The 26,751-nt window shown below is 65.6% G+C and carries 30 protein-coding genes, 1 tRNA gene and 1 pseudogene; 12 read left to right on the top strand and 20 right to left on the bottom strand.

Going from position 1 to position 26,751, the window contains the following annotated elements:
• Positions 1-73 precede the first annotated feature (73 nt).
• Together ACE3T2_RS17715 and ACE3T2_RS17710 are read right to left on the bottom strand one after the other, a co-directional pair.
• Positions 74-2,224 (bottom strand): glycogen debranching N-terminal domain-containing protein, encoded by a 2,151-nt coding sequence (locus ACE3T2_RS17715; RefSeq protein ID WP_374659756.1) that lies wholly within the window; start codon positions 2,222-2,224, stop codon positions 74-76.
• An 11-nt stretch (positions 2,225-2,235) separates the two neighbouring features.
• Positions 2,236-3,303 carry a glycosyltransferase family 4 protein gene (locus ACE3T2_RS17710; RefSeq protein WP_374659754.1) on the bottom strand — a complete coding sequence of 356 codons (1,068 nt, stop codon included), beginning with the start codon at positions 3,301-3,303 and terminating at the stop codon, positions 2,236-2,238.
• A gap of 173 nt (positions 3,304-3,476) precedes the next feature.
• On the opposite strand from ACE3T2_RS17710, the gene pgl reads away from it, so the two are divergent.
• From pgl to eda, 4 genes are read left to right on the top strand one after another with little or no spacing between them, the layout of a single operon-like run.
• Positions 3,477-4,154, top strand: coding sequence for a 6-phosphogluconolactonase (gene pgl, locus ACE3T2_RS17705; RefSeq protein ID WP_374659752.1), 678 nt, complete (start codon positions 3,477-3,479; stop codon positions 4,152-4,154).
• A 19-nt stretch (positions 4,155-4,173) separates the two neighbouring features.
• On the top strand, positions 4,174-5,988 hold the full coding sequence (gene edd, locus ACE3T2_RS17700; protein ID WP_374659826.1) for a phosphogluconate dehydratase: 1,815 nt from the start codon (positions 4,174-4,176) through the stop codon (positions 5,986-5,988).
• Positions 5,985-6,962: a glucokinase gene (gene glk, locus ACE3T2_RS17695; protein ID WP_374659750.1), complete on the top strand. Its 978-nt coding sequence runs from the start codon at positions 5,985-5,987 to the stop codon at positions 6,960-6,962. The genes edd and glk overlap by 4 nt, the downstream gene beginning before the upstream one ends.
• Complete coding sequence (eda, locus tag ACE3T2_RS17690; protein WP_374659748.1) at positions 6,959-7,579, top strand: bifunctional 4-hydroxy-2-oxoglutarate aldolase/2-dehydro-3-deoxy-phosphogluconate aldolase; 621 nt, start codon at positions 6,959-6,961, stop codon at positions 7,577-7,579. Before glk ends, eda begins: the two co-directional genes overlap by 4 nt.
• Here the strand turns inward: eda and ACE3T2_RS17685 are convergent.
• The 6 genes from ACE3T2_RS17685 to ACE3T2_RS17660 all read right to left on the bottom strand — a co-directional run bounded on the left by ACE3T2_RS17685 (position 7,576) and on the right by ACE3T2_RS17660 (position 11,297).
• Positions 7,576-8,001, bottom strand: a complete 426-nt coding sequence (locus ACE3T2_RS17685) for an SRPBCC domain-containing protein (RefSeq protein WP_374659746.1) — start codon at positions 7,999-8,001, stop codon at positions 7,576-7,578. The genes eda and ACE3T2_RS17685 overlap by 4 nt on opposite strands.
• Positions 7,998-8,195, bottom strand: a complete 198-nt coding sequence (locus ACE3T2_RS17680) for a hypothetical protein (RefSeq protein ID WP_374659744.1) — start codon at positions 8,193-8,195, stop codon at positions 7,998-8,000. Before ACE3T2_RS17680 ends, ACE3T2_RS17685 begins: the two co-directional genes overlap by 4 nt.
• Positions 8,192-8,512 carry an ArsR/SmtB family transcription factor gene (locus ACE3T2_RS17675; protein WP_374659742.1) on the bottom strand — a complete coding sequence of 107 codons (321 nt, stop codon included), beginning with the start codon at positions 8,510-8,512 and terminating at the stop codon, positions 8,192-8,194. Before ACE3T2_RS17675 ends, ACE3T2_RS17680 begins: the two co-directional genes overlap by 4 nt.
• A gap of 77 nt (positions 8,513-8,589) precedes the next feature.
• A complete protein-coding gene (locus tag ACE3T2_RS17670; protein ID WP_374659740.1) occupies positions 8,590-9,372 on the bottom strand; it encodes an enoyl-CoA hydratase/isomerase family protein in 783 nt (260 codons plus the stop codon).
• On the bottom strand, positions 9,369-10,535 hold the full coding sequence (locus tag ACE3T2_RS17665; protein ID WP_374659738.1) for an acyl-CoA dehydrogenase family protein: 1,167 nt from the start codon (positions 10,533-10,535) through the stop codon (positions 9,369-9,371). Before ACE3T2_RS17665 ends, ACE3T2_RS17670 begins: the two co-directional genes overlap by 4 nt.
• 27 nt (positions 10,536-10,562) lie before the next feature.
• Positions 10,563-11,297, bottom strand: coding sequence for an IclR family transcriptional regulator (locus ACE3T2_RS17660; RefSeq protein WP_374659736.1), 735 nt, complete (start codon positions 11,295-11,297; stop codon positions 10,563-10,565).
• Positions 11,298-11,420: 123 nt separating this feature from the next.
• Here ACE3T2_RS17660 and ACE3T2_RS17655 point away from each other — a divergent pair, with 123 nt between their 5' ends.
• On the top strand, positions 11,421-12,632 hold the full coding sequence (locus ACE3T2_RS17655) for a CaiB/BaiF CoA transferase family protein (RefSeq protein WP_374659734.1): 1,212 nt from the start codon (positions 11,421-11,423) through the stop codon (positions 12,630-12,632).
• Positions 12,632-13,165 (top strand): hypothetical protein, encoded by a 534-nt coding sequence (locus ACE3T2_RS17650; RefSeq protein ID WP_374659732.1) that lies wholly within the window; start codon positions 12,632-12,634, stop codon positions 13,163-13,165. Before ACE3T2_RS17655 ends, ACE3T2_RS17650 begins: the two co-directional genes overlap by 1 nt.
• 139 nt (positions 13,166-13,304) lie before the next feature.
• Here the strand turns inward: ACE3T2_RS17650 and ACE3T2_RS17645 are convergent, their stop codons facing one another.
• The 3 genes from ACE3T2_RS17645 to ACE3T2_RS17635 all read right to left on the bottom strand — a co-directional run bounded on the left by ACE3T2_RS17645 (position 13,305) and on the right by ACE3T2_RS17635 (position 16,608).
• Entirely contained in the window at positions 13,305-13,715 is a 411-nt protein-coding gene (locus ACE3T2_RS17645) for a Zn-ribbon domain-containing OB-fold protein (protein ID WP_374659730.1), read from the bottom strand.
• Between the two features lie 3 nt (positions 13,716-13,718).
• Positions 13,719-14,903 carry a thiolase domain-containing protein gene (locus ACE3T2_RS17640; RefSeq protein ID WP_374659728.1) on the bottom strand — a complete coding sequence of 395 codons (1,185 nt, stop codon included), beginning with the start codon at positions 14,901-14,903 and terminating at the stop codon, positions 13,719-13,721.
• A gap of 229 nt (positions 14,904-15,132) precedes the next feature.
• Positions 15,133-16,608: an AMP-binding protein gene (locus ACE3T2_RS17635; protein WP_374659726.1), complete on the bottom strand. Its 1,476-nt coding sequence runs from the start codon at positions 16,606-16,608 to the stop codon at positions 15,133-15,135.
• Positions 16,609-16,793: 185 nt separating this feature from the next.
• On the opposite strand from ACE3T2_RS17635, the gene ACE3T2_RS17630 reads away from it, so the two are divergent.
• From ACE3T2_RS17630 to ACE3T2_RS17610, 5 genes are all read left to right on the top strand, one after another.
• Positions 16,794-18,341, top strand: a complete 1,548-nt coding sequence (locus ACE3T2_RS17630) for a class I adenylate-forming enzyme family protein (RefSeq protein ID WP_374659724.1) — start codon at positions 16,794-16,796, stop codon at positions 18,339-18,341.
• Positions 18,338-18,817, top strand: a complete 480-nt coding sequence (gene rraA, locus ACE3T2_RS17625; RefSeq protein WP_374659722.1) for a ribonuclease E activity regulator RraA — start codon at positions 18,338-18,340, stop codon at positions 18,815-18,817. Before ACE3T2_RS17630 ends, rraA begins: the two co-directional genes overlap by 4 nt.
• A gap of 96 nt (positions 18,818-18,913) precedes the next feature.
• Complete coding sequence (locus tag ACE3T2_RS17620; RefSeq protein WP_374659720.1) at positions 18,914-19,354, top strand: PaaI family thioesterase; 441 nt, start codon at positions 18,914-18,916, stop codon at positions 19,352-19,354.
• Between the two features lie 101 nt (positions 19,355-19,455).
• Positions 19,456-19,545: transfer RNA gene (locus tag ACE3T2_RS17615), tRNA-Ser, on the top strand.
• 129 nt (positions 19,546-19,674) lie between these two features.
• Positions 19,675-19,977 (top strand): hypothetical protein, encoded by a 303-nt coding sequence (locus ACE3T2_RS17610; protein WP_374659718.1) that lies wholly within the window; start codon positions 19,675-19,677, stop codon positions 19,975-19,977.
• Positions 19,978-20,109: 132 nt separating this feature from the next.
• Here ACE3T2_RS17610 and ACE3T2_RS17605 read toward each other — a convergent pair.
• The 7 genes and pseudogenes from ACE3T2_RS17605 to ACE3T2_RS17575 form a co-directional block, all read right to left on the bottom strand.
• Positions 20,110-21,126 (bottom strand): annotated as a pseudogene (locus ACE3T2_RS17605) (recombinase family protein); the annotation flags it as partial.
• Between the two features lie 35 nt (positions 21,127-21,161).
• Positions 21,162-21,677 (bottom strand): GNAT family N-acetyltransferase, encoded by a 516-nt coding sequence (locus ACE3T2_RS17600; RefSeq protein ID WP_292963463.1) that lies wholly within the window; start codon positions 21,675-21,677, stop codon positions 21,162-21,164.
• Entirely contained in the window at positions 21,674-21,964 is a 291-nt protein-coding gene (locus ACE3T2_RS17595; RefSeq protein ID WP_374659716.1) for a DUF1778 domain-containing protein, read from the bottom strand. The genes ACE3T2_RS17600 and ACE3T2_RS17595 overlap by 4 nt, the downstream gene beginning before the upstream one ends.
• Before the next feature lie 46 nt (positions 21,965-22,010).
• A complete protein-coding gene (locus tag ACE3T2_RS17590; RefSeq protein ID WP_374659714.1) occupies positions 22,011-22,280 on the bottom strand; it encodes a hypothetical protein in 270 nt (89 codons plus the stop codon).
• Positions 22,270-22,491: a helix-turn-helix transcriptional regulator gene (locus ACE3T2_RS17585; RefSeq protein ID WP_374659712.1), complete on the bottom strand. Its 222-nt coding sequence runs from the start codon at positions 22,489-22,491 to the stop codon at positions 22,270-22,272. The genes ACE3T2_RS17590 and ACE3T2_RS17585 overlap by 11 nt, the downstream gene beginning before the upstream one ends.
• A 246-nt stretch (positions 22,492-22,737) precedes the next feature.
• Positions 22,738-23,688 (bottom strand): hypothetical protein, encoded by a 951-nt coding sequence (locus tag ACE3T2_RS17580; RefSeq protein WP_374659710.1) that lies wholly within the window; start codon positions 23,686-23,688, stop codon positions 22,738-22,740.
• 65 nt (positions 23,689-23,753) lie between these two features.
• On the bottom strand, positions 23,754-24,569 hold the full coding sequence (locus ACE3T2_RS17575; RefSeq protein WP_374659832.1) for a hypothetical protein: 816 nt from the start codon (positions 24,567-24,569) through the stop codon (positions 23,754-23,756).
• On the opposite strand from ACE3T2_RS17575, the gene ACE3T2_RS17570 reads away from it, so the two are divergent.
• Entirely contained in the window at positions 24,450-25,502 is a 1,053-nt protein-coding gene (locus ACE3T2_RS17570) for a tyrosine-type recombinase/integrase (protein ID WP_374659824.1), read from the top strand. The two genes, ACE3T2_RS17575 and ACE3T2_RS17570, sit on opposite strands and share 120 nt — an antisense overlap.
• A 60-nt stretch (positions 25,503-25,562) precedes the next feature.
• Here ACE3T2_RS17570 and ACE3T2_RS17565 read toward each other — a convergent pair whose 3' ends face one another.
• Both ACE3T2_RS17565 and ACE3T2_RS17560 read right to left on the bottom strand, forming a co-directional pair.
• Positions 25,563-26,462, bottom strand: a complete 900-nt coding sequence (locus ACE3T2_RS17565) for a hypothetical protein (protein WP_374659708.1) — start codon at positions 26,460-26,462, stop codon at positions 25,563-25,565.
• Entirely contained in the window at positions 26,459-26,719 is a 261-nt protein-coding gene (locus ACE3T2_RS17560) for a helix-turn-helix transcriptional regulator (protein ID WP_374659822.1), read from the bottom strand. Before ACE3T2_RS17560 ends, ACE3T2_RS17565 begins: the two co-directional genes overlap by 4 nt.
• Positions 26,720-26,751: the final 32 nt, after the last annotated feature.

Here is a 26,751-nt window from a genome sequence, read left to right as displayed (position 1 = left end):
AGCGGACTGGTCCCGGTCCAGCGCTTGAGGGCGCGGGAGAAGGCGGCGGGGTCGGAGAAGCCCGGGCCCGCGCCTAGCGCACCTTGACCTGTACGCCGGTGCGGCTGCGGCCCTGGACGTCGATGCGCCGGCCGGTGCGCTCGAACAGCAGGTCGACCTTTTCGTCACCCATGCGCAGACCGTCGATCTCCAGGCGATCGATGCCGATCGGCAGGCGCGGGTCGGCGACGCGGACCTCGCGATTCCAGCCGTCGACGGTCAGGCCCAGGCACGCCTGCAGCATCATGAACACCGAGCCTGCGGCCCAGGCCTGCGGCAGGCAGGCGACGGGGTAGGCGACGGGCGGCTCGCCGGCCATGCGCGGGAAACCGCAGAACAGCTCGGGCAGGCGCATCTCGAAGGTGTTGGCGGTCTCGAACAGGTTGGCGGTCATGCTGACCACGCCCTCGCGCTCGCCGTAGCGTGACAGGCCCATGGCGCAGATCGCCGTGTCGTGCGGCCAGATCGAGCCGTTATGGTAGCTCATCGGGTTGAAACGAGCCTCGCCGGTCGCCAGCGTACGCACGCCCCAGCCGGAGTCGAAGGCGGCCGACATCAGCCGGTCGGCCACCTTGCGCGCCCGGTCCGGAGCCGGCAGGCCCGAGAACAGCAGGTGGCCGGGATTGCTGGTCAGCACGCGGCAGAGCTCGCCCGCACCGTCGATGGCGATGCCGTAGAAGTCGTGTTCGGGCATCCAGAACCGTCGCTCGACCGCCTCGCGGATCTGTTCGGCCCGCGCCGCCCAACGGGCGGCGTTGTCCTGGTCGCCGCGCTGGTGGGCGAGATTGGCCATCGCCCGGTAGGCCGAGAAGGCGTAGCCCTGAACCTCGACGAGGGCGATCGGGCCGTTGGGAAAACGGCCGTCGGCGTGGAAGACGCTGTCTTCGCTGTCCTTCCAGCCCTGGTTTGCGAGGCCGGAGTCCTTGCCGCGCTGATAGTCGATCAGGCCGTCGCCGTCCGAGTCGCCGAACTGGTCGATCCAGCGGATGGCGCGCGTCAGGGCTGGCCACAGGTCGTCGATCAGGCCCATGTCGCGTGTGCGCTCGACATAGGCGCCGGCCAGGGCGACGAACAGCGGCGTGGTGTCGACGCCGCCGTAGTAGCGGGCGAAGGGAACCTCGCCCAAGGCGGCCATCTCGCCCTTGCGGGTCTCATGCATGATCTTGCCCGGCGCCGAGTCGCGGAAGGCTGAGCGTTCCTCGGCCTGGTGGGCGGCCAGATAGGTCAGAACGCCGCGGGCCAGAGACGGTTCGAACCAGAGGATCTGCCAGGCCGTGATGATGGCGTCGCGCCCGAAGGCGGTGGAGAACCAGGGAATGCCCGCATAGGGATAGGGGCCCGTCTCCATGCGCGTGGTCAGCAAGGCCAGGTCCGAGCGCGACTTTTCAAGCCATTCGTTGAACAGCCGGCCCGATGTCTTCATTCGGGCCCCGTGCCGGCGGCGGGCGCGCATGTCCCAGCGGGCGCGGGCCGCGGCGGCGCGGAACCGCTCGCGGCTGGGAACGACGCCGTCGTGCTCGCCGACTTCGATATATAGTTCCAGCCGGCCCTCGGGCTGGAGCGAATACATGTAGTCGGCGCGTGAGCCGCCCATGCGCCCCGGCGGGTCCGAGAACGAGATGACGCTCGAGCGCTCGACCTCGTCGAGTCCTTGATAGGCGAGCCGCACGCCGCGCTCGCCGATCTGCGGCGGATAGACTAGGCCGCGCCGCTCGCGGTGCATGCCGCGCACCTCAAACATGTCGCGGAAGTCGGCGCCGAACTCGACCGAGAGCGGGATCAGCACCACGTCGCGGCTGTAGTTCACGCAGGCGATGCGCTCGTAGAGCCGCTCCTCCCACAGGAACCGCTTGCGCTCGACGTGCAGCACGCCGGGCGGGCCGACCGGGCCGCCGGGATAGGGCAGGGCCTGGTTGGCGCCGTGCGAGGTAAAGAACACGTTGTCCTGGGCGATGGCCGCCGACAGCAGCGAGGGCGGGCGGCCGCCCAACAGCACACGGAAACGCGACAGGATGCGGGTGTCGTTGTGGAACAGGCCGTCGCCCACGCCCAGGATGTCGCCGAAGGCGTCGGCCACCACGAAGGTGTCCTTGTCCTTCAGGGCGAACAGCCGGTGGGGGACCCTCGGTTCACCCGTCTCGCCCGTTTCGACCGGCGCGTCGGGGGCCGGCGCGAGATCGTCCATCGCCTCGTTCCTCAGGCGCTGGCGGCCAGAGACACGCCACGCTCCGCGCGGCCCGGCGCCAGGCCGGCATAGAGGTCGAGATAGCTCTGCGCCATCACTTGCGCCGAGAACCGCTGTTCGAATCTGCGCCGAACCTCCCGCCGGTTCAAGTCGCCCACGCGCCCCAGGGCGGCGACGGCCTCGTCCTCGTCATGGACCACGAAGCCGGTGAGGCCGTCCTCGACCACCTCGGGCGCCGAGCCGCAGCCATAGGCGATCACCGGCGTGCCGCAGGCCATGGCCTCGATCATCACCAGGCCGAACGGTTCGGGCCAGTCGATGGGGAAGAGCAGGGCGCTGGCGCCGCCCAGGAAATCGGACTTGGCGTCATCGCCGATCTCACCGACGAACTCGATCAGCTTCTGTCCGATGATCAGCGGCTCGATCTTCTCCTGGAAGTAGCGGACATCGGCCGGATCGACCTTGGCGGCGATCTTAAGCGGCGCGCCCAGCCGCTTGGCGATGGCGATGGCGCGGTCGGGGCGCTTCTCCGGCGAGATGCGGCCGAGGAAGGCGAGATAGCCGCCGGGCTGGTAGCTGGGACGATAGAGCTCGGCCTGCATGCCATGGTGCACGGTGCCGGCCCAGTTGGCGAACGCCAGCGGCCGGCGCTGGGAGTCGGAAATCGAGACCAGCGGGAATTGCTTCCAGCGCCAGTAGACGCCTGGCAGGTCCTTGAGGTCCAGGCGGCCGTGCAGCGTCGTCAGGGTGCGGCTGGCCATGTCCTCGAAAAACGGGAAATGGATCATGTCGGTGTGGAAGTGGATGACGTCGAACTCGTGCGCGCGGCGGCGCACGTCCCACAGCATCGACATGTGGGCGGCCAGGTCCGACTTCAGCGGCGCGGGGTCGAGGCGAATGGCCTGATCACGCACCTTGACCAGTTCGGCCTTGGTCCCGGCCTCTGCGCTGGCGAACAGGGTTACGTCGTGGCCAAGCTCGACCAGGGCGTCGGTCAGGTGCGAGACGACCCGTTCGGTTCCTCCATAGAAGCGCGGCGGCACGGCCTCATAGAGCGGCGGAACCTGGGCGATCCTCATGGCGCGACCTCCGTGTTGTCTGGCGTGCTGCGGCCCGGCTCCTGCGACCCGGAGGCGCGGCCGTTGGAGAAGCACCCGAGCGGCGGTTCGGGTTCCGCGAACGTGAGTCTTTTCCGGCGCCTGCCGGTCAAAGAGGACGCGCGTTCGTCGCGCGGGTGGGCTATGGGCGTGGCATGATCGAAACCTACGCCACGTCCGCAGACCTCGCTCAGGCCGCCGCCCAGGCGGTGATCGCCGCCCTGAAGTCGGCCCTTGCAGAACGCGGCGCGGCGAGCCTGGTCGGTACGGGCGGCCGCTCGCCAGCCCCCGTCTACGACCTGCTGGCCCAGGCCCGGGACGTCGATTGGGCCAGGGTCGGTGTGACGCTGTCGGACGATCGGTTCGTGCCTATCTCATCGCCCGACTCGAACGAGCGGCTGGTGCGCGAGCGGCTGCTGACGGACGCCGCGGCAAAGGCCGTCTTCACCCCGATCAGCACGGCCGCGGAGAACGTCGAGGCGGCGGCCGAAAAGGTGGAGGTTGGGGTTCGGGCCCTGGCGCCCTATGACGTCATGCTGCTGGGCATGGGGGAGGACGGACACGTCGCTTCGCTCATCCCCGGCAGTCCGGTTCTGGATCTGGGCATGGATCCGGCCGGGACTCGATTCTGCCTCGGGATACCCGCAGGCGTCGGTTCGCCGCCGATCGCCCGGGTGACGATGACCATGCCCGCTCTCCTGCAAGCGCGGCTGATCCTCGTCCTGATCTCGGGGGAGAAGAAGAAACACATCGTCGAAGGGGGGAGCGGCCTGCCCGTGCACGCGTTGCTGGATCAGGCCAAAGCCCCCGTGCGGATTCTCTGGACCCCGTAGTCGGAGTTGGAACATGCCCTTGCACCCCGTCACAGCCGCGGTCACCGCGCGTATCGTCGAGCGTAGCCGCGAGAGCCGCGCCGACTACCTGGCCCGGATGGACGCCGCCCGCCACGACGGGCCGGGGCGCGCCAAGCTGTCCTGCGCCAACTGGGCCCATGCCTTCGCCGCGGAGTCCGACGGGACCAAGCAGCGCATGCGCAATCCCAGCGCCCCGAACGTGGCCATCGTCTCGGCCTATAACGACATGCTCTCGGCCCACCAGCCGTTGGAGCGCTTTCCGGCCATCATCAAGGCCGCGGCGGAAGAGGTAGGCGCCACCGCCCAGTACGCAGGCGGCGTGCCGGCCATGTGCGACGGCGTCACGCAAGGCCGCCCGGGCATGGAGCTGTCGCTGTTCTCGCGCGACGTGATCGCCATGGCCACGGCCGTGGCCCTGACTCACGACGCCTTCGACGCCGCCCTGATGCTGGGCATCTGCGACAAGATCGTCCCGGGCCTGACCATCGGCGCGCTGTCGTTCGGCCATCTGCCGGTGATCTTCGTGCCCGGCGGGCCGATGACCTCGGGCCTGTCGAACGCCGAGAAGGCCCGCGTGCGCGGCCTGTTCGCCGAGGGCAAGGCCACCCGCGACGAGCTGCTCGACAGCGAGATGAAGTCCTATCACGGCCCGGGCACCTGCACCTTCTACGGCACCGCCAACTCCAACCAGATGATGATGGAGATGATGGGCCTGCACCTGCCGGGCTCGGCCTTCGTGCATCCGAACACGCCGCTGCGCGACGCCCTGGTGGCGGCGGCCCCCAAGCGTGCGGTCGAGATCGGCCACCAGGGCAACGACTACACGCCGATGGCCCGGGTGGTGGACGAGAAGGCTATCGTCAACGCCATCGCCGGCCTGTTGGCCACGGGCGGATCGACCAACCACACCCTGCACCTGGTCGCCATGGCGCGGGCGGCGGGGATTGTCATCGACTGGCAGGACTTCGACGAGCTGTCGAAGGTCACGCCGCTGCTGGCGCGGGTCTATCCGAACGGATCGGAGGACGTGAACGCCTTCCATGCCGCCGGCGGCATGGCCTTCGTCGTGCGCCAACTGTTGGACGCGGGCCTGGCGCACGAGGACGTCACGACGGTGGCCGGTGGCGGGCTGCGCCGCTACCAGCAGGAACCGTTCCTGCAGGACGGCAAGCTGGTCTGGCGCGAAGGGACGGCGGAGTCGCTGAACCGCGACATCCTGCGGCCCGCCGACGATCCCTTCCAGCCGGAGGGCGGCATGCGATTGCTGACCGGAGCCCTGGGCCGCGCGGTCATCAAGACCTCGGCGGTCAAGGAGGCGAACCTGGTGGTCGAAGCGCCCGCCCTGGTGTTCGAGGACCAGGACGAGCTGCTGGAGGCCCACAAGCGCGGGGAACTGAACCGCGACTTCGTGGCCGTGGTCCGCTTCCAGGGCCCGAGCGCCAACGGCATGCCCGAGCTGCACAGCCTGACCCCCGTGCTGGGCGTGCTGCAGGACAAGGGCTTCAAGGTCGCCCTGGTCACCGACGGGCGAATGAGCGGCGCGTCCGGCAAGGTGCCTGCGGCCATCCACGTCAGCCCCGAGGCCGCGCACGGCGGTCCGCTGTCGCAGGTGCGCGACGGCGACATGATCCGGCTGGACGCCCATGCCGGTTCGCTGCAAATCCTCGCCGACGCGGGGGAGTTCGCGGGACGGGAGAAGGCGCGGGTCGTGCAGCCCGGCTTCGGCTATGGGCGCGAACTGTTCGGCTGGATGCGCCGGGCGGCGGCGCCGGCCGAGCAGGGCGGCGGCGCGCTATTCGGAGATGCTGCGTGAAGACGGTCTATACCGGCCTGGTAGGCGATGTCGGGGGCACCAACGCCCGTCTGGCGGTGGTCGATTCCACCGGCCGCATCCGCAATCCTAAGACCTATCCCGCCGCAGAGTTCGGCTCGCTGACCGAGGTGATCGGCGAATATCTCGAGACTACGGTCGGCCGCCAGCGGCTGCAGTCGGCGGCGATCGCGGTCGCCGGCCCCGTGGTCGACGGCGAGATCGAGTTCACCAATCTCGACTGGCGCATCTCCGAGGCCGAGCTGATCGGCGCGTTCGAGTTCCACGGCGCGCGGCTGATCAACGACTTCGCGGCCCAGGCCCTGGCCGCGCCGGTGCTGGACGCCGACGACCTGCGGGTGATCGGCCCGCAGATCCGCGGCGCCCAAGGCGCGCCGATCCTTGTGCTGGGCGCGGGAACCGGCTTCGGCGTCTCGATGGTGGTGCGCACCGACCGCGGCGACATCACAGTGCCGAGCGAGGGCGGCCATGCGGGCTTCGCGCCCTATGACGGCGTCGAAGCGGCGATCTGGGCCTCGCTGCGCCGCACCCACGGCCGGGTCTCCATCGAGCGCCTGCTGTCGGGACCGGGCCTCTATGCGCTCTATCGGGGCCTGGCCGACGTGCGCGGGGTGGCGGCGGACCTGAAGGACGAAAAGGAGGTGCTGGCGGCCGGCCAGCAGGGCGGCGACCTGCTCGCCGACGAGACCCTGGAACGGTTCTGCGAGATCCTCGGCTCGACCGCCGGCGACATCGCCCTGATCTGCGGCGCCCGCGGTGGGGTCTATGTCTCCGGGGGCATCGCCCCGCGCATGGCCGATCGCCTCGCCTCCGGCGGCTTCCGCCGCCGCTTCGAGGACAAGGGCCGACTCTCGGACTACACGCGCGAGATCCCGACCTCGCTGATCGTGCATCCCTATGCGGCCCTGGTGGGCGCGGCGCGGGTGCTGGAGCAAATGGAAGGAAGCCTGCTGTGACCCTCGCCGAGATCCTGAAGCTCGCCCCCGTCGTCCCGGTGCTGATCATCGAGGACGAGGCGCACGCCGTGCCGCTGGCCCGCGCCCTGGTCGCCGGCGGGCTTTACGCCCTGGAGGTGACCCTGCGCACCCCGGTCGCGCTGGACTGCATCCGCCGCATCGCCGGCGAGGTCGAGGGCGCGGTGGTCGGCGCCGGGACCGTCATCACCGCCTCGGCCCGCCAGGCGGTCGCCGACGCCGGCGCGAAGTTCGCGGTCAGCCCTGGCCTGATCGAGGGTGAGGGCGTGGACGGTCCTACCCCGCTGTTGCCGGGCGTGGCCACCGCCACCGAGCTGATGCGCGGCCTGCGGGCCGGCTTCACGCACTTCAAGCTGTTCCCGGCCAACGTGGTCGGCGGCGTCGGCGCTCTGAAGGCGTTTTCGAGCCCGTTCCCCCAGGCGACCTTCTGCCCGACCGGCGGCGTCGACGTGAAGAACGCCCCCGACTACCTGGCCCTGCCGAACGTGATCTGCGTGGGTGGCAGTTGGGTCGCGCCGGCCGATGCGATCCGCGCCGGAGAGTGGGACCGGATCACCGACTTGGCGCGAGCCGCGTCGCAGTTGGGCAAGGCGGCCTAGAGGGCGCCCTCCAGGCCCTCCACGATCATCGTCCAACCGCCCTTGGTGCGTTCGGCGTAGTCCGACGGCACGCCCTCGTGCGTGAGAACCAGCTCACACCCGCTCCCGTGAGGCGTGATCTCGATCGTCACCCGGGTGGTTTCCTTCATGTGCTGGTCGACCGCGAAATCGAAGACCAGCCGCCGCGGCCGGTCGATCTCGACATAGCGGCCGTAGTGCTCGGCCTCGCCGACGTCGGGCCGCCGGTCGACGATCAGGAAACGACCGCCGACCCGCGCGTCGATCTCGACGCGGACGATCTGGCCGGTCGGGGTCGCGAACAGGAACCTCGCGACGCGCTCCGAATCCAGCCAGGCGTCGAAGACGCGCTCGGGCGAGGCGGCGAAGCGCCGGCGGACGACGACGACGGCGGGGGCGCTCATGAGCGGGCCGCCAGCACGCCGGCGGGGGCGCTGGTGACGTGCCCCTGGCGGGTGTGGAAGGCAAAGGCTCCGCCCTGGCGCGGATCGACCTCCGCGGCCTTGAGACCCAGCGCCGGCATGGTCTGCGGCGCGAACCAGGCCTCGACGGCGGCCTGCGGCGGAAGCGGCAGGGCTTGGCGGTTGAGCGTCTTCATCGCATGCGATCCTCTTCCAGTAGAAGGGCGTCCAGGGCGGCGAGGCTGCGGTTCCACAGCGCCCGCTGCTGTTCCATCCACGCCCAGGCGGCGTCCATGGCCTGGGGATTGAACGACAGCAGGTGCTCGCGCCCGGCCCTGCGGCGGCGCACGAGGTCGGCCCGCTCCAGTACGCGGATGTGCTTGGAGACCGAGTTCAGCGAGATGTCGAACGGCGCGGCCAGGTCCGTGACGCGCGCCTCGCCCAGGGCCAGCCGCGCCAGGATCGCGCGGCGGGTCGGATCGGCCATGGCCTGAAGTGCGTCGTCGATCTGCATTATTCACCCATTTGGATGAATATAAGCGCAGAAAAAAGGCGGGGCGTCAAACCCCGCCTTTCAGATGGTGATCCGCGTTAGCGCCCCTTGAACACTCCGGCGCGGCGTTCCTGCACCGCGCGGACGCCCTCCGCGAAGTCTTCGGTGGCGCGCAGGATGGTCTGCTGGGCGTGCTCGTGATTGGTTTGCGCGCGAACCGCAGCGGCAAGGTCGCCGCGCAGGGTCTTGCGGGTCGCGACCACGGCCAGCGGGGCGTTCTCGGCGATCTCGGCGGCCAGGGCCTGGGCGGTGGGCGTCAGGCGGTCGAGCGGGACAAGTTCGTCTGCCAGGCCCCATGCCAACGCTTCCTCGCCCTTGATGCGCCTGCCGGTGAGGAACATCAGGTTGGCGCGCTGTTCGCCCACCAGCCGCGGCAGGGTGTGGGTCAGGCCGAAGCCCGGATGGAAGCCGAGCTTGACGAAATTGGCGCTGAACCGCGCCTCGGGTGCGACGACGCGGAAGTCGGCGACGAGGGCGAGGCCAAGGCCCGCCCCGACCGCCGCGCCTTGCACCGCCGCCACGATCGGCGTCTCGACGGAGAACAGGCGGACGGCCTGGTCGTAAAGGCTGTCGATGCCGCTCATGCCTGTGCCGCCGATCCCGGTCGGCGAGACCAGGTCGGCGCCGGCGCAGAACGCCTTGCCGGCCGAGGCCAGGACGACGGCGCGGATGTTGTTGTCGCGATCGATCGTTTCCAGGGCGTCGGCCAGGTCGCGCATCAGGTCGACCGAGACGTGGTTGTTCGGCGGGCGGTCGATGGTCACCGTGGCTACATGGCCCTCGGTGCTCACGGTCAGGTGGTCGCCATAAGCCGTCTTCATCGTCTCGATCCCATCAGGTTGCGGGCCACCACCCATTTGTGGACTTCGGTGGGGCCGTCGTAGATTCGCATGGTGCGCAGGCGACTGGCCATGAGCTGCAGGGGCAGCTCCTTGGTCATGCCCATGGCGCCGAAGGTCTGCATGGCGCGGTCGACAACCTCCCAGGCCATCTCGGTGGCGTAGGCCTTGATCATCGATATCTCAACCCGCACGTCACGACCCTGGTCCAGCTTCCAGGCGCAGTCATAGGTCATAAGCCGCGCGGCGTGGATGCGGGTGGCGGCGTCCGCCACCCACCACTGGATCGCCTGGCGTTCTGAAAGCGGCAGGCCAAAGGTCTTACGCTGGGGCGCGTACTCGCAGATCATGTCCAGCGCCCGCTGGGCCATGCCGATCGACCAGGAGGCCATCTCGATCCGCCGCGTTCCGAGGCGCAGCTGCATGGGCCCGAAGCCGTTCCCCTCCTGACCCAGCAGCTTCCAGCCCTCGACCCGGCAACCCTCCAGCGCCACCTCATAGGTCGCCTGGCCTCCGATCATCGGAATGCGGCGCAGGACGTTGAAGCCGGGCGTTCCCTTGTCGACCAGAAAGGCCGAGATGCCGCCGCGCGAACCCTTCTCCTTGTCGGTCACCGCCATCAGAATGGTGAAGTCGGCTTCCTCGGCCCGGCTGATCCAGATCTTCCGGCCGTCGATGACCCAGTCCTCGCCGTCGCGCACCGCCCGGGTGATCATTCCGGCGGGATCGGCGCCCGCCCCCGGCTCGGAGATGCCGATGGCGCTTACCGTCTCGCCGCGGACATAGGGGGCGAGGTACGCCTCGCGCTGCCGCTCGTTCACCGTCGCCGCCAGCATCCGCAGGTTCGGCGAGTCCGGCGGCAGGGTGTAGGGGGTGATGGTCTTGCCCAGCTCCTCGTTGACCCCGACCATCGCCACCGCCGGCAGGTCGACGCCGCCGACGTCCTCGGGCGCGTCCAGCCCCCAGAGGCCGAGCGACTTGGAGACCTCGTCCAGGCGCTGGTTCTCTTTCGGGCCGATGGTCAGGCCCCCGCCGGCCGCCTCGCGGGCCAGCACTCCGGCCTCGAGCGGCATCAGCTCGTCCTGCACGAAGCGGGCGACCAGCTCCTTCAGCATCCGGTGCTCGTCTGAGAGCGCGAAGTCCATGGCTCGTTTCCCCTCGTTGGGCCTACTTCAGGCCATGGTTTCCGTGGCGGCGCGCAAGCGCCGAAGATGATCATCCAGCTCCCGGTCCAGCCGATCGACGGAACCGGCCAGGCCCAGCGCGAAGCGGCGTCCGAACGGCGCCTGGGGCAGCAGCATCGCCACCATCCCGACTCCCTGCGTGAACAGGCTGCGCGAGAAGACGAAGCCCTGGCGGCGGATCTGGGCGAGGTCCTGCCCCAGGCTGTCGATGTCGATCCGGTGCTCCGGGTCGGCGATGTTGATCCGCCGGACCAGCAGCTCGACATCGCGCCGCGGCAGGCCGCTCAGCAGCAGCTGACCGATCCCGCTGCGCGCCAGCGGCCGGATGGTCCCGGGCGAGGGCGCGTAGTGCAGCGGCTCCTGGGCGTGCACGACGTGGACGTAGTGGGCGTAGAGGTCGCTCTGGGCGCCCAGCACGATGGTCTCGCCGGTCTCATCCCGCAGCGCCTCCATGATTGGCAGGATGTTCATCTCGCCGAACAGGGTCTTGGGCACCCAGTTTCCAAGCACCGCGATGCGCATCGTCGGAAGATAGGTGCGGGTGCGTCGGTCGTACTGAAGATAGCCCAGGACGACGAGGCTTTTCAGCACCATCGCGCCGCTGGATACCGGATATGAAAGGTGTTCGCAGATGTCCTTTAGTGAAAGAGGCCGTCGAGCCCTGTCGAAATACTCGAGTATCTCGAAGACCCGTTGAGCCGATTTCACTGCAGAGGCCGTCATGTGTCGAGCGCTCGCTGAGTTTTCCGCATATGCGGAAATCTAGCTGACGTGAGGGCGCCATTGCCAGGGCTCGTGCGCGCCGCTTAGGTCGCGGGAAAGGCATAGGACGCAAGGGAGCCCAGGGTGTCGGAAACCAAGCAGCTCGCCGCCGAGGCGACCGGTCCGCTCAAGGGCGTGCGGATCCTCGACCTGACCAGTGTCGTATTCGGCGCCTACGCCACCCAGATGCTGGCCGACCAGGGCGCCGACGTGATCAAGATCGAGGATCCGGGCTCGGGGCGCGGCGCGGGCGGCGACATCATGCGCTGGCCGGGCCACACGCCCCAGGGCTGGCCGCGCGACCTCGGCCCCATTTTTCTCGCCATCAATCGCAACAAGCGCTCGGTGGTCCTGGACATGAAGGACGCCAAGGCGCGCCAGGCGCTGGAAGCGCTGATCAAGGAGAGCGACGTCTTCGCCACCTCGATCCGCTACGACGGGCTGAAACGTCTGGGCCTGGCCTACGAGGACGTGAAGGCCCTTAAGCCCGACATCGTCTATGTCCACGCCGCCGGCTACGGCTCGGAAGGCCCCTATGCGGGCGAGCCGGCCTATGACGACCTGATCCAGTCGGCATCGGGCCTGGCCGACGTGCTGCCGCGCACCGACGGAAACCCGACGCCGCGCATTCTACCCAGCCTGGTGGCCGACAAAGTCTCGGGCCTCTTCATGTGTCAGGCGATCACCGCGGGCCTGCTCAGCCGCGAGCGGACAGGGGAGGGCCAGTTCATCGAGGTGCCGATGCTGGAATGCGTGACCAGCTTCAACCTGGTCGAGCACCTCTACGACCACAGCTTCGATCCGCCGACCGGCCAATGGGGCTATCAGCGGGTTGTCAATCCGCACCGCAAGCCCTTCCCGACCAAGGACGGCTACATCGGCCTGCTGCCCTATACCGACAAGCAGTGGGACGTTTTCTTCGATGTCGCCGGCTGGGGCGAGACCTTCGGCAAGGATCCGCGGTTCCAGGGCCTGGAGCGCGGCCGCCACATCCATGAGCTCTACGCCCTGGTCGAGACGGTGACCGTGACCAAGACCACGGACGAATGGCTGGAGCTGCTGAAGCCGCTGTCGATCCCGGTGACCCGGACCAACCGGCTGGACGACCTGCCGGACGATCCGCATCTGAAGGCGGTGGAGTTCTTCCAGCGCTTCGAGATCCCGGACGCCGGGACCTATTTGGCGATGAAGCCGCCGGTGAAGTTCACCGGCACGCCGTCGAACATCCGCAGGCATCCGCCGCGGCTGGGCGAGCACACGGACGAGGTGCTGGCGGAGGTATCGCAGGAGGCCTGATGCGGATCGCGGTGGTCGGAAGTTCGGGATCTGGCAAGTCGACCCTGGCCCGGCGGCTGGCGACGAGCCTTGGCCTGCCGCATGTCGAACTCGATGCGATCAACTGGCAAGCCGGCTGGAAGGACCTCAACTCCCACGATCCTGACGAGTTCGTCAGCCGGGTGAAGGCGGCGCTGAACCAGGACGCCTGGGTCAGCGACGGCAATTACGGCAAGGTCCGCGACCTGGTCTGGCGCCGGGCCACCCACCTCGTCTGGCTGGACTATGAGCGCAGCGTGATCATGCCGCGTGTGATCCGCCGCTCGATCGTCGGCGCTTTCGACCGCACCGAACTGTGGCCCGGCACCGGCAACCGCGAGGACTGGCGCATGTGGCTCAGCAAGGAGCACCCGATCCGCTGGGCCTGGGACACCTGGGCCCGGCGGCGGGCCGAGTACGCGGGCCGTGTGGCCGACCCGCGGTTCGGGCATCTGGAGGTGCATCGCCTGCGCCACCCGCGCGAGGCGGAGGGGGTGGCGGGGCGGCTCGGCTGAAGACTTTTCCCTCCCCTTTATGGGGAGGGACGGGTCGCGAAGCGGTCAGGGTGGGGGCTGTTGAGTCAGAAAACCCTACCCGTCTCGCCGCTCTGCGGCGATTCACCCTCCCCACGAGGGGGAGGGTGGGGCAAGCCCCCTAGACCGGCGCGAACGCCGGGACCGGCGGGCCGCCTTCGGTGGGCTGGAAGCGCACCTTGACCCGCTGGCCGATGGAGAGCGCCTCGGGCGCCACGCCGAGGAAGTTGGTGAACACCGCCGGACCTTCGTCGAGGGTGACATAGCCGATGCCATAGGGGCCGGTCGGCGAGCGGCGCATGATGCTGTAGCTGTAGATCACCCCTTCGCCGGGGCTCTCTTCCCAGACGGTTTTGTCCGAGAAGCAGAAGGGGCACAGCGCGCGCGGATACCAGTGCGCCTGGCCGCAGCCGGTGCAGCGCTTGATGAGGAACCGGCCCTCGGCGGCCGCGTCCCAGAACGGTTTGGTCTCGACGGTGACGGCCGGGACGGGGATGTCGCGGGTCATGACCTCGGCTTGAACGTCGCTCATGATTTAGGCCTCCCGTTCCATGATCAGGGTCGCCGCGCCATGGCGCGTGCCCAGCGAGCCGCCGGTGCCGTGGGCGAGCGCGATGTCGCAGTTTTGCACCTGCACCTTCGGATGCGCTTCGCCGCGAAGCTGGCGCACCGCCTCGATCACCTTGGTGATGCCGCCGCGGTTGGTCGGATGGTTGTTGCACAGGCCGCCGCCGTCCGTGTTGAAAGGCAGCTTGCCGACGCCCGAGATCAGGTTGCCGTCGGCGACGAACTTGCCGCCCTCGCCCTTCTTGCAGAAGCCCAGGTCCTCGAGCTGCATGAGCACTGTGATGGTGAAGCTGTCGTAGATCGAGGCGTACTTGATGTCGGCCGGGGTGACGCCGGCCTCGCCGAAGGCGATCGGGCCGGACCAGACCGCGCCCGAATGGGTGAGGTCGAGGCTCTTGCCGCCTTGGGGGCCCTTGGGCGACTCGCCCGCGCCCATGATCTTCACCTTGGGGCGCTTCAGGCTCTTGGCGACCTCCGGACTGGTGACGATCAGCGCGCCGCCGCCGTCGGTGACCACGCAGCAGTCCAGCAGGTGCAGCGGGTCGGCGATCATCTTGGAGTTCACCACCTGCTCGACGGTCACCACGTCCTTCAGGAAGGCGTGTTCGTTGTACTGGGCGTGGTGGCTGGCGGCGACCTTGATCCAGGCCAGCTGTTCGCTGGTGGTGCCGTATTCGTACATGTGGCGCATGGCGCACATGCCGTAGGTGTTGTGGGTGGTGCCGCCGTAGATGTTCTCGAAGCCGGCCTCGGGCGGGCCGTCGCTGAGCTGGCCGGGACGGGCTCCGCCGCCGCCGCCGAACTTGGTCTGGCGCGGACGCCCGGCCAGGGTGACCAGGGCGATCTTGCACTTGCCCTCGGCGATCGCCTGGGCGGCGTGGCCGACGTGCAGCAGGTAGGACGAGCCGCCGGTCTCGGTGGAGTCCATGTGGCGGACGTTGCGCAGTCCCATGTAGTCGATCATCGACATGGCGCCGAAGCCGGGGGCGTCGCCGGCGCAGAAATAGCCGTCGATGTCGTCCTTGGAGAGGCCCGCATCCTCCAGAGCGCCCTTGGCGCATTCGGCGTGGAGCTGGGCCGTGGTCTTGTCGGGCGCGTCGCGGAGCGGATGCTCGTACGCCCCCATGATGTAGGCCTTGCCTTTTATACTCATGCGTTTCCCCGGAAATTATCTTTGAACAATGCGTCTGGCTTATCGCGGTGCAGCATGTGCGGCAACCGTTGATCCCGCAAGGTGTCCTCCCGGTTTGCGAAGCAAGACCGGGACCCATTCGCGCCGCGTTGCAGGGTGGGATGAGGCAGCGCCCCTGGCTACACGATCGGGTGTTCCTGGATCCCGGACAGCCGCTGCGCGGCTTCCGGGAGGACACTCAGGAGCGCCCCTAGGCCGGCTGTTTCATCGCCGCGATCCGCTCGTCGCGCAGGGCGGTGCGGCGGACCTTGCCAGCGTCGTCGCGCAGGGGCTCGTCGACGAACTCGTAGGTCCGCGGCTGCTTGTAGGTGACGAGCTGGCCGGCCAGGTGCGCGCGCAGCGAGGCCTCGTCGCGCGAGCCCTTGGTCTGGACGATGGCGTGGATGCGATTGCCCAGGTCGTCGTCGGGGATGCCGATTACCGCGCAGGACTGCACGTCCGGATGCTCCTCCAGCGCCGCCTCGATCTCGGCCGGATAGACGTTGGAGCCGCCGACCAGGATCATGTCGGTGCGCCGGTCGGCCAGGTAGAGATAACCGTCCTCGTCGAACCAGCCGATGTCGCCCAGGCTCTCCCAACCGCCGGGCAGCACCTTGGCCGTGGCCCCGACGTACTTGTAGGAGGGCGGCGCGCCTTCGGGACGGCGCATGTAGATCTCGCCCACTTCGCGCGGGGCCAGGAACGATCCGTCGTCCCCGACCGCGACCATCTCGCCGACTGTGACCTTGCCGACCGAGCCGCGGTGCTCCAGCCATTCCGCGCCGGAAATGGTGGTGACCGCCTGGGCCTCGGTGCCGGCGTAGAGCTCCATCACCGTCTCGGGGCCGACCCAGTGGATGAAGGCCTCCTTCAGCCAGGCCGGGCAGGGCGCGGCCAGGTGCCAGAGGGTCTCCAGCGACGAGAGGTCGTATTTGGCGCGGACCTCCTGCGGCAGATGCCAGATGCGGTTCATCATGGTCGGGACCAGGTAGACCCAGGTGGCGCGGTTGCGCTCGATCTCGGCGAGGACGGCCTCGGCGTCGAAGCGCGGCATCAGCACCATGTGACAGCCGACGCTGAAGGCCGACATCATCATGCCGAAGCCGGCGTTGTGATAGAGCGGGGCCGGCAGCAGGGCGACGCTGCCCGGCTTCAGCCGCCAGCCGCCGACCTCGGGCGTTTCCCTGGCCGTCTCGCCCGGCTGGCCCGACAGGATCAGCTTGGGGCGTCCGGTCGAGCCGCCGCTGGTCGGGGCCTTGGAGACCGGGGCGGTGAGGTCGGGCAGGTCACTGTCGTCGTCCGACAGGGCCAACAGGTCGGGAACCGACAGCAGCGGCCGATCGATCTCGTGCTCGAACTGGGCGATCACCACCGGCGTATTCGCCAGCTCCATGATCGCCTCCAACTCGCCCTTGGGCAGGCGGAAGGACACCGGCTGAGGCGTTGCGCCCAGCTTCCAGATCGCCCAGCAGGCCACGGCGAAATCGGTGGAGTTGGGCAGGCCCAGCGTGACCAGGTCGCCGAACTTCACCCCCTTGGCCGCCAGGCCGCGCGCAGCGCGGTTCGAGAGGCGGTGGAACTGCTCGTAGGTCAGGGTCGTCGCGCCGCAGGTCACGGCGGGGGCGTGGGGCTTCAACTCGGCGAGCTGTTTGAGCTTCGCGCCGAGCGAGATCATCTCTTCGGACATGGGTTTCCGGTCCCTGGGAAATGGCGTGAGCTCTGACGGCCCTTCGATGAATGGACGCCGCGCCGAAAATGCGGTGGCGGGCGCGGGCAGTTTCCCTTTGGGAAGCCGCAGATGGCAAGCGGCGATTGCGGCCGGCGCGGTTTCGGGCTTTAGGGTTCGTACAAGTGTTTGAGAGGGAGAAGGCCATGTCCGCGGAAGAACTGCTCACCCAGGAATTCGGAACCCTGGCCGACGTGATCCGCGAACAGGCCAAGGACCTGCGGGACAAGCCGGCGCTCATCGACGCCAAGCGAACCATCTCCTATGCCGAGCTCGACGAACTGATGGACCGCATCGCCGTGGCGCTGCAGCGCGACGGGGTCGGCAAGGCCGAGGTGGCCGCGGTCTGCGCCACCAGCAGCGTCGAATACGGGGCGACCTTCTTCGGCGTCCTGCGGGCGGGGGCGATCGTCGCGCCGCTCGCGCCGTCCTCGACCCCGGAAAGCCTGGTGATGATGCTGAACGACTCCGGGGCGAAGGTTTTCTTCCTTGACGCCGGCGTCTCGAAGCAGCTCGAGGGTGTCGCCTCGCAGATCACCGCCAAGCGGGTCTCGCTCGACGGCTCGGACGCCGGGGTTCCGTTCGAGGACTGGCTGGCGCCCAAGGGCGTGAAGCCCGAACCGGTCGAGGTCGATCCCGACCAGGGCTTCAACATCATCTATTCGTCCGGCACGACCGGCGCGCCGAAGGGCATCGTCCAGCCGCACCGCATGCGCTGGGGCCAGATCCGCCGCGGCGTCTATCCGGCCGACGCGGTGACCATGCTGTCGACGCCGCTCTATTCGAACACCACGCTGGTCTCCTACCTGCCGACCATCTCGAACGGCGGCACGGTGGTGATGATGCCGAAGTTCGACGCCGAGCAGTTCCTGAAGCTGTCGGAAAAGCACCGTGTGACCCACGCCATGCTGGTGCCGGTGCAGTATCGCCGGATCATGGAGCGGCCCGACTTCGACAGCTACGACCTGTCGAGCTTCAAGATGAAGTTCTCGACCAGCGCGCCGTTCTCGCCCGAGATCAAGGCCGACGTGCTGAAGCGCTGGCCGGGCGGGCTGATCGAATACTATGGAATGACCGAGGGCGGCGGCTCCTGCGGCCTTGTGGCCCATGAGCATCCGGACAAGCTGCACACAGTCGGCAAGCCGCTGCCCGGCCACGACATCCGCCTGATCGGCGAGGACGGGGTCGAGGTGCCGCAGGGCGAGATCGGCGAGGTGGTCGGCCGCTCGGGCGCGATGATGGTCGGCTACCACAACCAGCCGGGCAAGACCTCAGAAGCCGAGTGGTACAGCCCCGAGGGCCTGCGCTACATCCGCACCGGCGACGTCGGCCGCTTCGACGAGGACGGCTTCCTGACGCTCATGGACCGCAAGAAGGACATGATCATCTCGGGCGGCTTCAACATCTATCCGTCCGACCTGGAGGCCGAGATCGTCACCCATCCCGCGGTGCTGGAGGCCGCGGTCGTGGGCGTGCCCTCCGACAAGTGGGGCGAGACGCCGGTCGCCTTCGTGGCGCTGAAGCCGGGCCAGGACGTCGAGGCCGAAGCCCTGCGCGGCTGGGTCAACGACAAGCTCGGCAAGACCCAGCGGCTGGCCGACCTGCTGATGGTCGACCATCTGCCGCGCAGCCACATCGGCAAGGTGCTGAAGCGCGACCTGCGCGACGGCTACAAAGGAAAGGCGACCGCATGAGCCAGATCTCCGTCGCCGACCTCTGCGACGAACATGAGGGGGCCATCGAGGTCTGCGAGACCCAGTTCCGCGACTTCGGCGGCAAGACCGCCTTCGCCGGCCCGATCCGCACCGTGCGCTGCCACGAGGACAATTCGCTGGTGAAGGCGACCCTGGCCGAGCCCGGCGAGGGCTGCGTGCTGGTGGTCGACGGCGGCGGCTCGCTGCACCGGGCGCTGGTCGGCGACATGCTGGCCGCCGACGGGGTGAGGAACGGCTGGGCCGGAATCGTCGTGTTCGGCGCTGTGCGCGACGCCGTCGTGCTGGGCACGCTCGACATCGGGATCAAGGCGGTGGGGACCAACCCGATGCGCAGCGTCAAGCGCGGCGAGGGCGTGGTCGACACGCCGGTCGCGTTCGGCGGTGTCGTCTTCGTGCCGGGCGACCTGCTTTTCGCCGACGAGGACGGGGTTGCGGTCCTCCCCGCCGACGAGTGAGCTGAACTCACGCGGAGCGCCGCGATATCGGCGCCGCCGTTGATTTCCCCGACGGCGCCGCCGCATCTGCGGCGGACGCAGTGAAGGAGCCTTCCCATGGCCGACATCTTTCCCGATCCCGCCGACGCGACCCCGGCCGGCCTCAACGCCATGCAGCAGGGCTTCCTGCCGGGCGAACTGGAGCTTGAGGTGCTCGAGGCGCGCGAGGGCTATCTGCGCAGCCAGGTGACGGTGTCCCAGAAGCACATGGCGCCCAACGGCTTCATGCACGCAGCCAGCGTCATCGCCCTGCTGGACTCGGCCGCCGGCTACGGTTGTCGGATCTCGTTGCCACAGGGCGCGGCCGGCTTCACCACCATCGAGCTGAAGAGCAATTTCCTCGGCACCGCCAGGATCGGCGAGACGGTGCTGTGCGAAGCGAAACTCGTCCACGGCGGGCGCATGACCCAGGTCTGGGACGCCACGGCGACCCATGCGGCGACCGGAAAGGCGATCGCCCTGTTCCGCTGCACGCAGATGGTCCTCTACCCGCGTTGAAAGATCGCAAAACACCCGCTTGATCTAACGTGGCCGGATGAGTAGGTTCCGCGCCTCGCGCTCAGCGGGCTCCTTCTTCGGGAGACCCGAAAGACGTCTCCGGAGAGGTGGCTGAGTGGTCGAAAGCACCGCACTCGAAATGCGGCGTACCTTGACGGGTACCGTGGGTTCGAATCCCACCCTCTCCGCCACTTCAGTCCCTGAGTGGGCACTGAGTTTACGCCACTTCCCGCCACAAGCGTCTGTAGCAGCCGGGACTTCGATCCCATGATGCGAACCTCGCCCTCGGCGACCTCGACACGCTGGGCGAGCGCGCGAAGATGGTCGCGGCGGTAGCCGCCACCTTCCAGCCGGATACGGTCGCGGGCGGTCGTCGCGAACTTGCGCAGCATCTGCGGTGTGACGGCCTTCTGCCGCGAGTTTTGAAGCATAGCCTGCGCGCGGTCAGCATCGACCTTGGCCTGATCGCGGATCACCTTGAGGCCGTCGATGCGGTCCTTGAGCGCCGGGTCGTCCAGATCGGCCACACCTGCCTCGATGGCGTCGTAGAGCCGCTTGAGGCGCAGTTCGGATTCGGTGGCGCGCTTGTTCAACTCGGCGATATGCTCGCGGCGGCGCTCTGAATGTTCCTCCCTGCGGTCGAGCGCGGCGGCAAGGACGGTTTCCAGCCGCTCGGGTTGGAGTAGCTGGCCCTCAAGGTGGTCGGCGACCAGATCGTCCAGCTTTTCCATCGGCACGGCCATGCCCTCGCAGGCGGTCGGCCCCTGCCGCGCTTTCATCGAGCAGGCGTAGTAGCGATAGCGCCCGCCCTTGCCTGTGCGGATGGTCATGGCCCCACCGCACTTGGCGCAATGGATCAGGCCGGTGAGCATGGTCGGGCCGCTGATGACGCGGGCGGGAATGACCTTGGGATTGCGGGCCTTGAGCAGCTTCTGAACCGCATCGAACGTCTCTTTGTCAATGATCGGCGGGACCGGAACCGTCACGATCTCGCTGACCGGCTTCAATTCCTTGGTCTTGCTGCGCTTGTTGAACTCGTGTTCGCCCATGTAGGTGCGGCGGGTAAGGATGCGGTGAACCTGACCGATGCCCCAGCGTCCGCCGTCGCGGGTGAAGATGCGACGGCTGTTGAGGTAGGAGACAATGTTCTTGACGCCCATCTGGCCGGTGGTGCCGTCGCCTTCGAGCGCAAGACGATAGATCAGCCGCACGGTGTCAGCGTGGAGGGGGTCGATCTCCAGCTTCTTCTTGGTCTTGGCTCCGCGCTGCTCGGCGGCGACGGTGCGATAGCCGATAGGAGGAAGCGAGCCATTCCAGAAGCCTTGCCGGGCGTTCTCTTTCAAAGCCCGCATGACGTGCTTGGCGTTTTCCTTCGACTGGTATTCATCGAACAGCGCCATGATCTGCCGCATCATGACGTGCATGGGGTCATCCCCCATTTCCTGTGTGATCGAAACCAGCTTCACGCCATTCTTCGCCAGCTTGCGGACATAGAACTCAAGCTCGAAGTGGTCGCGGAAGAACCGACTGAACGAGTGGACCACCACCACGTCGAACGGCGCGGGCTTGCTGGTGCCCGCTTCGATCATGCGCTGGAACTCGGGGCGGCGGTCGTTGGTGGCCGATGCACCGGGTTCGATGAAGGTCTCGACCAGTTGCAGGTTGCGCGCCTCGCAATAGGCTTCGCCCTGCCGTTTCTGGTCGGGAATGGAAACGTCATGCTCGGCCTGCCGCGCCGTCGAGACGCGCAGGTAAAGGGCGGCGCGCTGCATCACCCGATGCTGAGATTCGCCATTGCTCGAAGTTGTCATGGGGCTTCTCCCGACAAAAGGCGCTGTGCGGTCGCAACAGGCAGATACAGGGTATTGGGCCGGTCAGTCAGCGGCGTGAAGCCGAAGGCCGCGTAGAAGGCTGCGGCCTTCCCGTCGATGGCGTCGGCGAATATAGCGTGAGCGCCTATCGGCGCTTCGGCCACGGTCTTGATCGCGTCGAACAGAAGCGCCTCGCCGAGTCCAAGCCCGGCATAGGACTGATCGCGGCCAAGCCAACCGATCAACACGGCCGGAACGGTCGGATAGCGAGGCAACCGACTCGCCAGCGGCTCGGGCACGGCGGTCAGCGGCACGTTGCTCGATGACAGCGTGTAGAAACCCGCTATCCGGTCTGTCTCAAGATCACGGGCGACAAAGCAGGTCGCGTATCGGCGCTTTACGTCCTGCGTGACCGTCTCGCGGAAATAGCGGTCTATCCGCTCGTTGCCGCACGAGAACGTCTTGCGCTGGTGGGCCTTGGTCAGCGCCTCTATCGCGAACCTTGCACTCACCGGGGCGCGATCAGGTCGGCATGACGCTTGGCGGCGCGGGCGAGACGGGCGTTGGGCGCGGGCGGATCAATCAGCGCCTTCGCAAAGCGCACCTGATCCTCGGTCGCCAGACGCAGCACGTCGGCGTCCTCGACCGTGCGGCGGGCATCCTCGCCTGCCGTGGCGATGAGATAGCCGGTCAGCGTCATGCCGCGCAGCTTGGCCGCGCGTTGCATCTGCTCATAGACATGGACGGGAACGCGCGCCTCAAGGCGGGCGGTTTCCACTTCGCTTGCGGGTCTGGGCATGGCTGAACTCCTTTCCTTGGTTATATACGGCATATTGCCGGGTTTATCAAGGATCGGATGAGCCAAACAGTTCATCGAACAGATCGCCGAACCATCGCTCAAACACCTCGATCTCGGCTTCCGTAACCGGAACCGGGTCGGGCCAATCGTCGGTGACGGTCCATGTGCGGAGGTCATGCTTGGGCGGCCTGCCGGGAATCGGCCAAGGGTAGCCCAGCAATTCCTCAAGCTGCTCCGACGCGGTAGGCGGTCGTTTGGTGCGCCGGGAACGGGATGCCGTCTCCGGCTTCTTGTCGTCCCTGCGGTCAATAGTCATTGAGGAAGTCAAATTCGTTGTATTGCCTCCACCCGGCAGGGTTTGCGATCCAACGATTGATGTCGGATTCCTTCCATCCCGCCCCGTTGGTGCTGATCTTGATCTGGGCCGGAAAGGTGCCTTCGGCGATCTTGCGATAGATGGTGGACCGGGACAGGCCGGTGCGGGCAAGGACGGTCTTCAGGCGAACGATACGATCTGGTTGACGCATGGCTGCGTTGCTTCCTGCTGGTCGTTTCTGACGATTGCAGAGACCAGACAGAGCAACGATTTATCGTTGTGCAAGAGATATTTACCAGTAGTAGTGTGGCGTATAAACGGCGGTAAATAGGATGGTTCTAGATTTTACCTTCCCGCCCTCGTGACGATTCTTAACGTAGGTAAAGGCGAGTCTGCGACCGATTCGGGAGGACACGAGCGAGACCCACAGAAACATGTGGTTTTCTAAACGCAGTGCCTATTTTCCCCGCCTACCCATAATCTCCATGAGTGGCGTCTGCATAATCCCACATTCATTCGATGTTTCGCCCTCACGGGTGATGAACTGCGCCATCTCCTCTTCCGTCCTCTCGCCTACAGGCACGGGCTCGCCAGCCCATCCACACTCCGAGCACACCGGCCGCTCGAAGATCACCTCGGGGTGCTCTGGATTCATACCCTCTTCGGGAAAGAGACGGTGGGACTCGCAGGCTGGGCATTGGTCCGGCACACCGCGCAGATGCCGCACACAGATCGACGTCGCTATACCGATTGCGTGAGATACCGCGTTTGTCGCAATCTCGGCATCCATCCACTTTCCTGACTGAGAATGCGTCAGCCAGTTCACATAGTCCCACGCCTCTTTCATTGTCGTCTTGATGAGCCGCCGCCGCTCACGATTGTCTGCACCGCCAAGAAACGTGTCGAATATCCAATCGACCCAAGCCTTGAAGTTTGAGCGTTGGGGCCTGTCTTGTTCCGGCCACTCGCAAGCATCCTGTGTAGCGTGAACGAAAGCGAGGAGGTTTTCACGGCATCGGACGCCGATGGCCCTGAACGCTCCGGCATCGTTCGCCTGACCTAGCGCCGCCTCACAATCCGCAATGGATTGAAGGACATCGGTGAAAGGGCGCACGCTCTCCACATCTGTTTGCTTAATGTCGTTGCGGGGTATCCGCAGACAGAGCCCCATGTGAAACGTGATCGCCAAGTCCATATTCGGGAACTGGTCCTGCGAATACAAATTGGTTGGATTCGTTATGACCCACCATCGGCCGTCGCTCGCGTGAACGTCCCAGACTGCGTGCGTATGCCCAATCACTGATTCTGCGTAAACCTTCTGTGCAAACTTTACCTCGGTTCCTTCAGGCGACTGACCAAGGTAATAGTCGATAACCGCTTGCCTTTCTTCCTCAGTATATTTGAGCATCCACCCTCTCCGAGATCGTCACTTCATGTTGCATGTCTTCATCGCAAGCAGCAACCAAGATGGTTCTACAGCCCGAGACCCCGGCCCCTGCCGAGGTCGATGCCGTGGGTGAAGGCAAGTTCCCGGCCAAGGCTGCGGCCTGAGTCGAACGAGATGCCGAGTTCGCGTTTGCGGTTGGCGAGCAGGGATTCCAATTGCGGATCGCGTTCGAGGCTCTTTGCCATGTCGCCCATGACGGATTTGGTGGCCTTGTAACCGGAGACGTTGCCCGCCTCATACTGGCGCTCGCCGGAATCCTTGAGTTCCTGCCAGCGTTCCACAAAGCGATCCGCGCGGCGCTGCGGATCGGTGCGCATTTCGGTTTCCAGTTGCAGGGCGCGCCTTGCGGGCAAGGCGCGGTCACGATCCCCCGAAGCAACCTCGGCGGCAAATTCGGGATTCCGTTTATAGACGGCCTCAGCGTCGCGCGAACCGTGAGGGCGGAGATCGTCAAATCCGGCACGGGCTTCATGCAGTTCCTGCACCATCTGCGGGCTGGCCTTGCCACCCTGTTCCTGCGCCTTGAAGACCGTATCCACGGCGCGGGCATGGCGCACGAAGGCGCGGCCACGGGCGCGGCGCAACGCCGCCTCCGGATCGTCCTCCACCTGCCGCTCCGGCGCGGGCTTCCCGGCCTTCTCCCGTCCCGGCTGGCTCGCCGCGTCGGGGCCAGGCGCACCGTCGCCGGACTGGCGCGCCCTGTCGAGCATCCCGTCAACGGCATCGCGCACCCGTTCGGGCACGAGCTTGCGCATGATCTCGGCGACGCGGGCGCGGAACGTGATGCCGCGCCGTTCGGCGTAGTCCTGCGCCGGGTCGATCTGCTCGTAGTCGGTCGCCATGTCCTTGGCCCGGTCGCGCGACAGGGTGTTAGCACCCTAACGACCTACGTTTATCCGATCATAGGCGCATTACCCGTCGCGGCTATCGATACGGGCTTAGTAATTCAGGTGCTCGAACAGAACGTCGGCGAGCCTAATAACCCTGCCCGTTTATGGGTCGCGAAAAACGAAACTGCGAGCCGTTTAAGGGGGCGGATAGAATCCATTCTAGGTTGGGCGGCAGCTAGAAAACTAAGGTCGGAGGATAACCCGGCTCGTTGGCAAGGCGTGCTATCGCACCATCTGCCGCCACGCTCGCGGATAGCCAAGGTAAAGCACCATGCGGCTTTGCCTTATCAGGACATACCGGCGTTTATGACCAAGCTCCGTTTGGAGCCAGGGATTGCAGCGAAGGCGCTGGAATTTACGATATTAAATACCATTCGAAGCGGCGAAACATTAGGCGCCAAATGGAGCGAATTCGATCTTACTAATCGGCTGTGGGAAATCCCTGCAGAAAGAATGAAGGCTAAACGGCCTCACCGCGTTCCCTTATCCGAACCGGCTATCGCAATCTTAGAATTAGTAAGTTCTAGCTATAAGCTAACTAACGAAAGCCCTTATGTTTTTCCCGGTGTTAAACCGGGTAAGCCGCTTTCAAACATGGCTATGTTAGCCACCCTGAAACGAATGAAACGCGCCGATCTAACGACGCATGGCTTTCGATCTACGTTTCGCGATTGGGCGTCGGAATGCACCAATCATAACCCCGAGATAGCCGAAATGGCTTTGGCGCATTCGGTTAGTAACAAGGTCGAAGCCGCTTATCGCCGGGGCGACCTATTGGAAAAACGGATTAGCCTGATGGCTGATTGGGCAGCCTATTGCACCTCCCCTCCCAAGGCTAATGAGCCTCAGGAAGGGGAACAATGTAATATAACACCTATAGAATAGATAAGGGATAGGGGGTGTAAGTATGTATATATATAATATAAGATAATACACCCCCTAGACTCATACCCCACCCCTCGTATATTTAAAACCACTCTTAGTTGGTCTTACTCCTATAAGCGTAATAACATCGCTTATCGTTTTATCGTTAAAATAGCTCCACATCGCTACTAGCATATCATCTTTCATGTAATGCTTTTTCCTGGCGCGAATGGTTTTCCCGTTTTTACCAGGAAGGGATATGGCTTTGGCCTTAATCTCAGTTTTTGTGCAGTATCCAAAAACACTGGCTATTTCCGCTGCGCTTTTGCCGGTCAAAACCTTAGATTTTCCGTGGCTTTTTATCGTATCGCAGTTATCGCGGCTTTTCGCGAGAAGTTCTTTTAAGTAAGCTTTGGTAACATCTAATACATCATCCGACGCGACGATGTGTGAATGAAATTGGGATTGCATCCTATTGGGCTCGCCTTCGGATTCCCAGAATGCAAATAGGAATCCACGCCAATTTGGTATTCGGCTTAGGCGTTTTATGATCGCCTTTTGAAAGCGTTTATTCGCTTTCCTTATATCGAACTTATGAATCTCTTCGATTGGAACGATTAGTTTGTAATCCAAACTGGTTAGAAATCGTAAGCGTTCGTAAGGTGTTTTATCCACAAAGGCGGTGGTATTGCTAATAATAACACGCCTTATCTCGCGCTTCTGCACCCATGACGAAAGCGGCATATTTGCCAAATCTAGCAAATATCGCTCATTGTCTATGTTATTAGATAGATTTTGGCGGAACCTATATAGCGTTTCATATGGAAGTAAGTTGCTACCTTTTCTAATAACTCTATCAATAGCTAGCGCTAACTCCTTTTCCTTTCTTTCCGTATAGGCGTGGGTTTCAAACTTTGGGCATAAAACCTCGGGATCGTATTCGGGGATAATGCGCATCTTTGAAAGCTGAGAGCCGGTCATGCCTTGCCTCCAATGCGCGGGAGGTTGGCGATCCAAGCGTCCAGTTCGCTTTTAACAACGAAGGTGCGACGCCCGATCTTTACCGGGCTTATGTCGCCGGATTTTACTATTTCATAGAATAGAGTTCTACCAACGCCCATATAGGAAAGGGCATTGCAAACGCTTATTAGCTTAGGATCATGGTGGTCTGCGCCCCAGGAAGTGATCCATCCCTTATGTTGGTCCGAGGACCATTTGGATGGAACGAGAGATGGCAAGGAAGCGTCACAAGCCGGAAGAGATCGTCGCG

Source organism: Phenylobacterium sp. (genome assembly GCF_041919955.1).
Taxonomy (GTDB): domain Bacteria; phylum Pseudomonadota; class Alphaproteobacteria; order Caulobacterales; family Caulobacteraceae; genus Phenylobacterium.
Note: the sequence above shows the minus strand (reverse complement) of the source record. Positions and strands in the feature narration are given on the sequence as shown.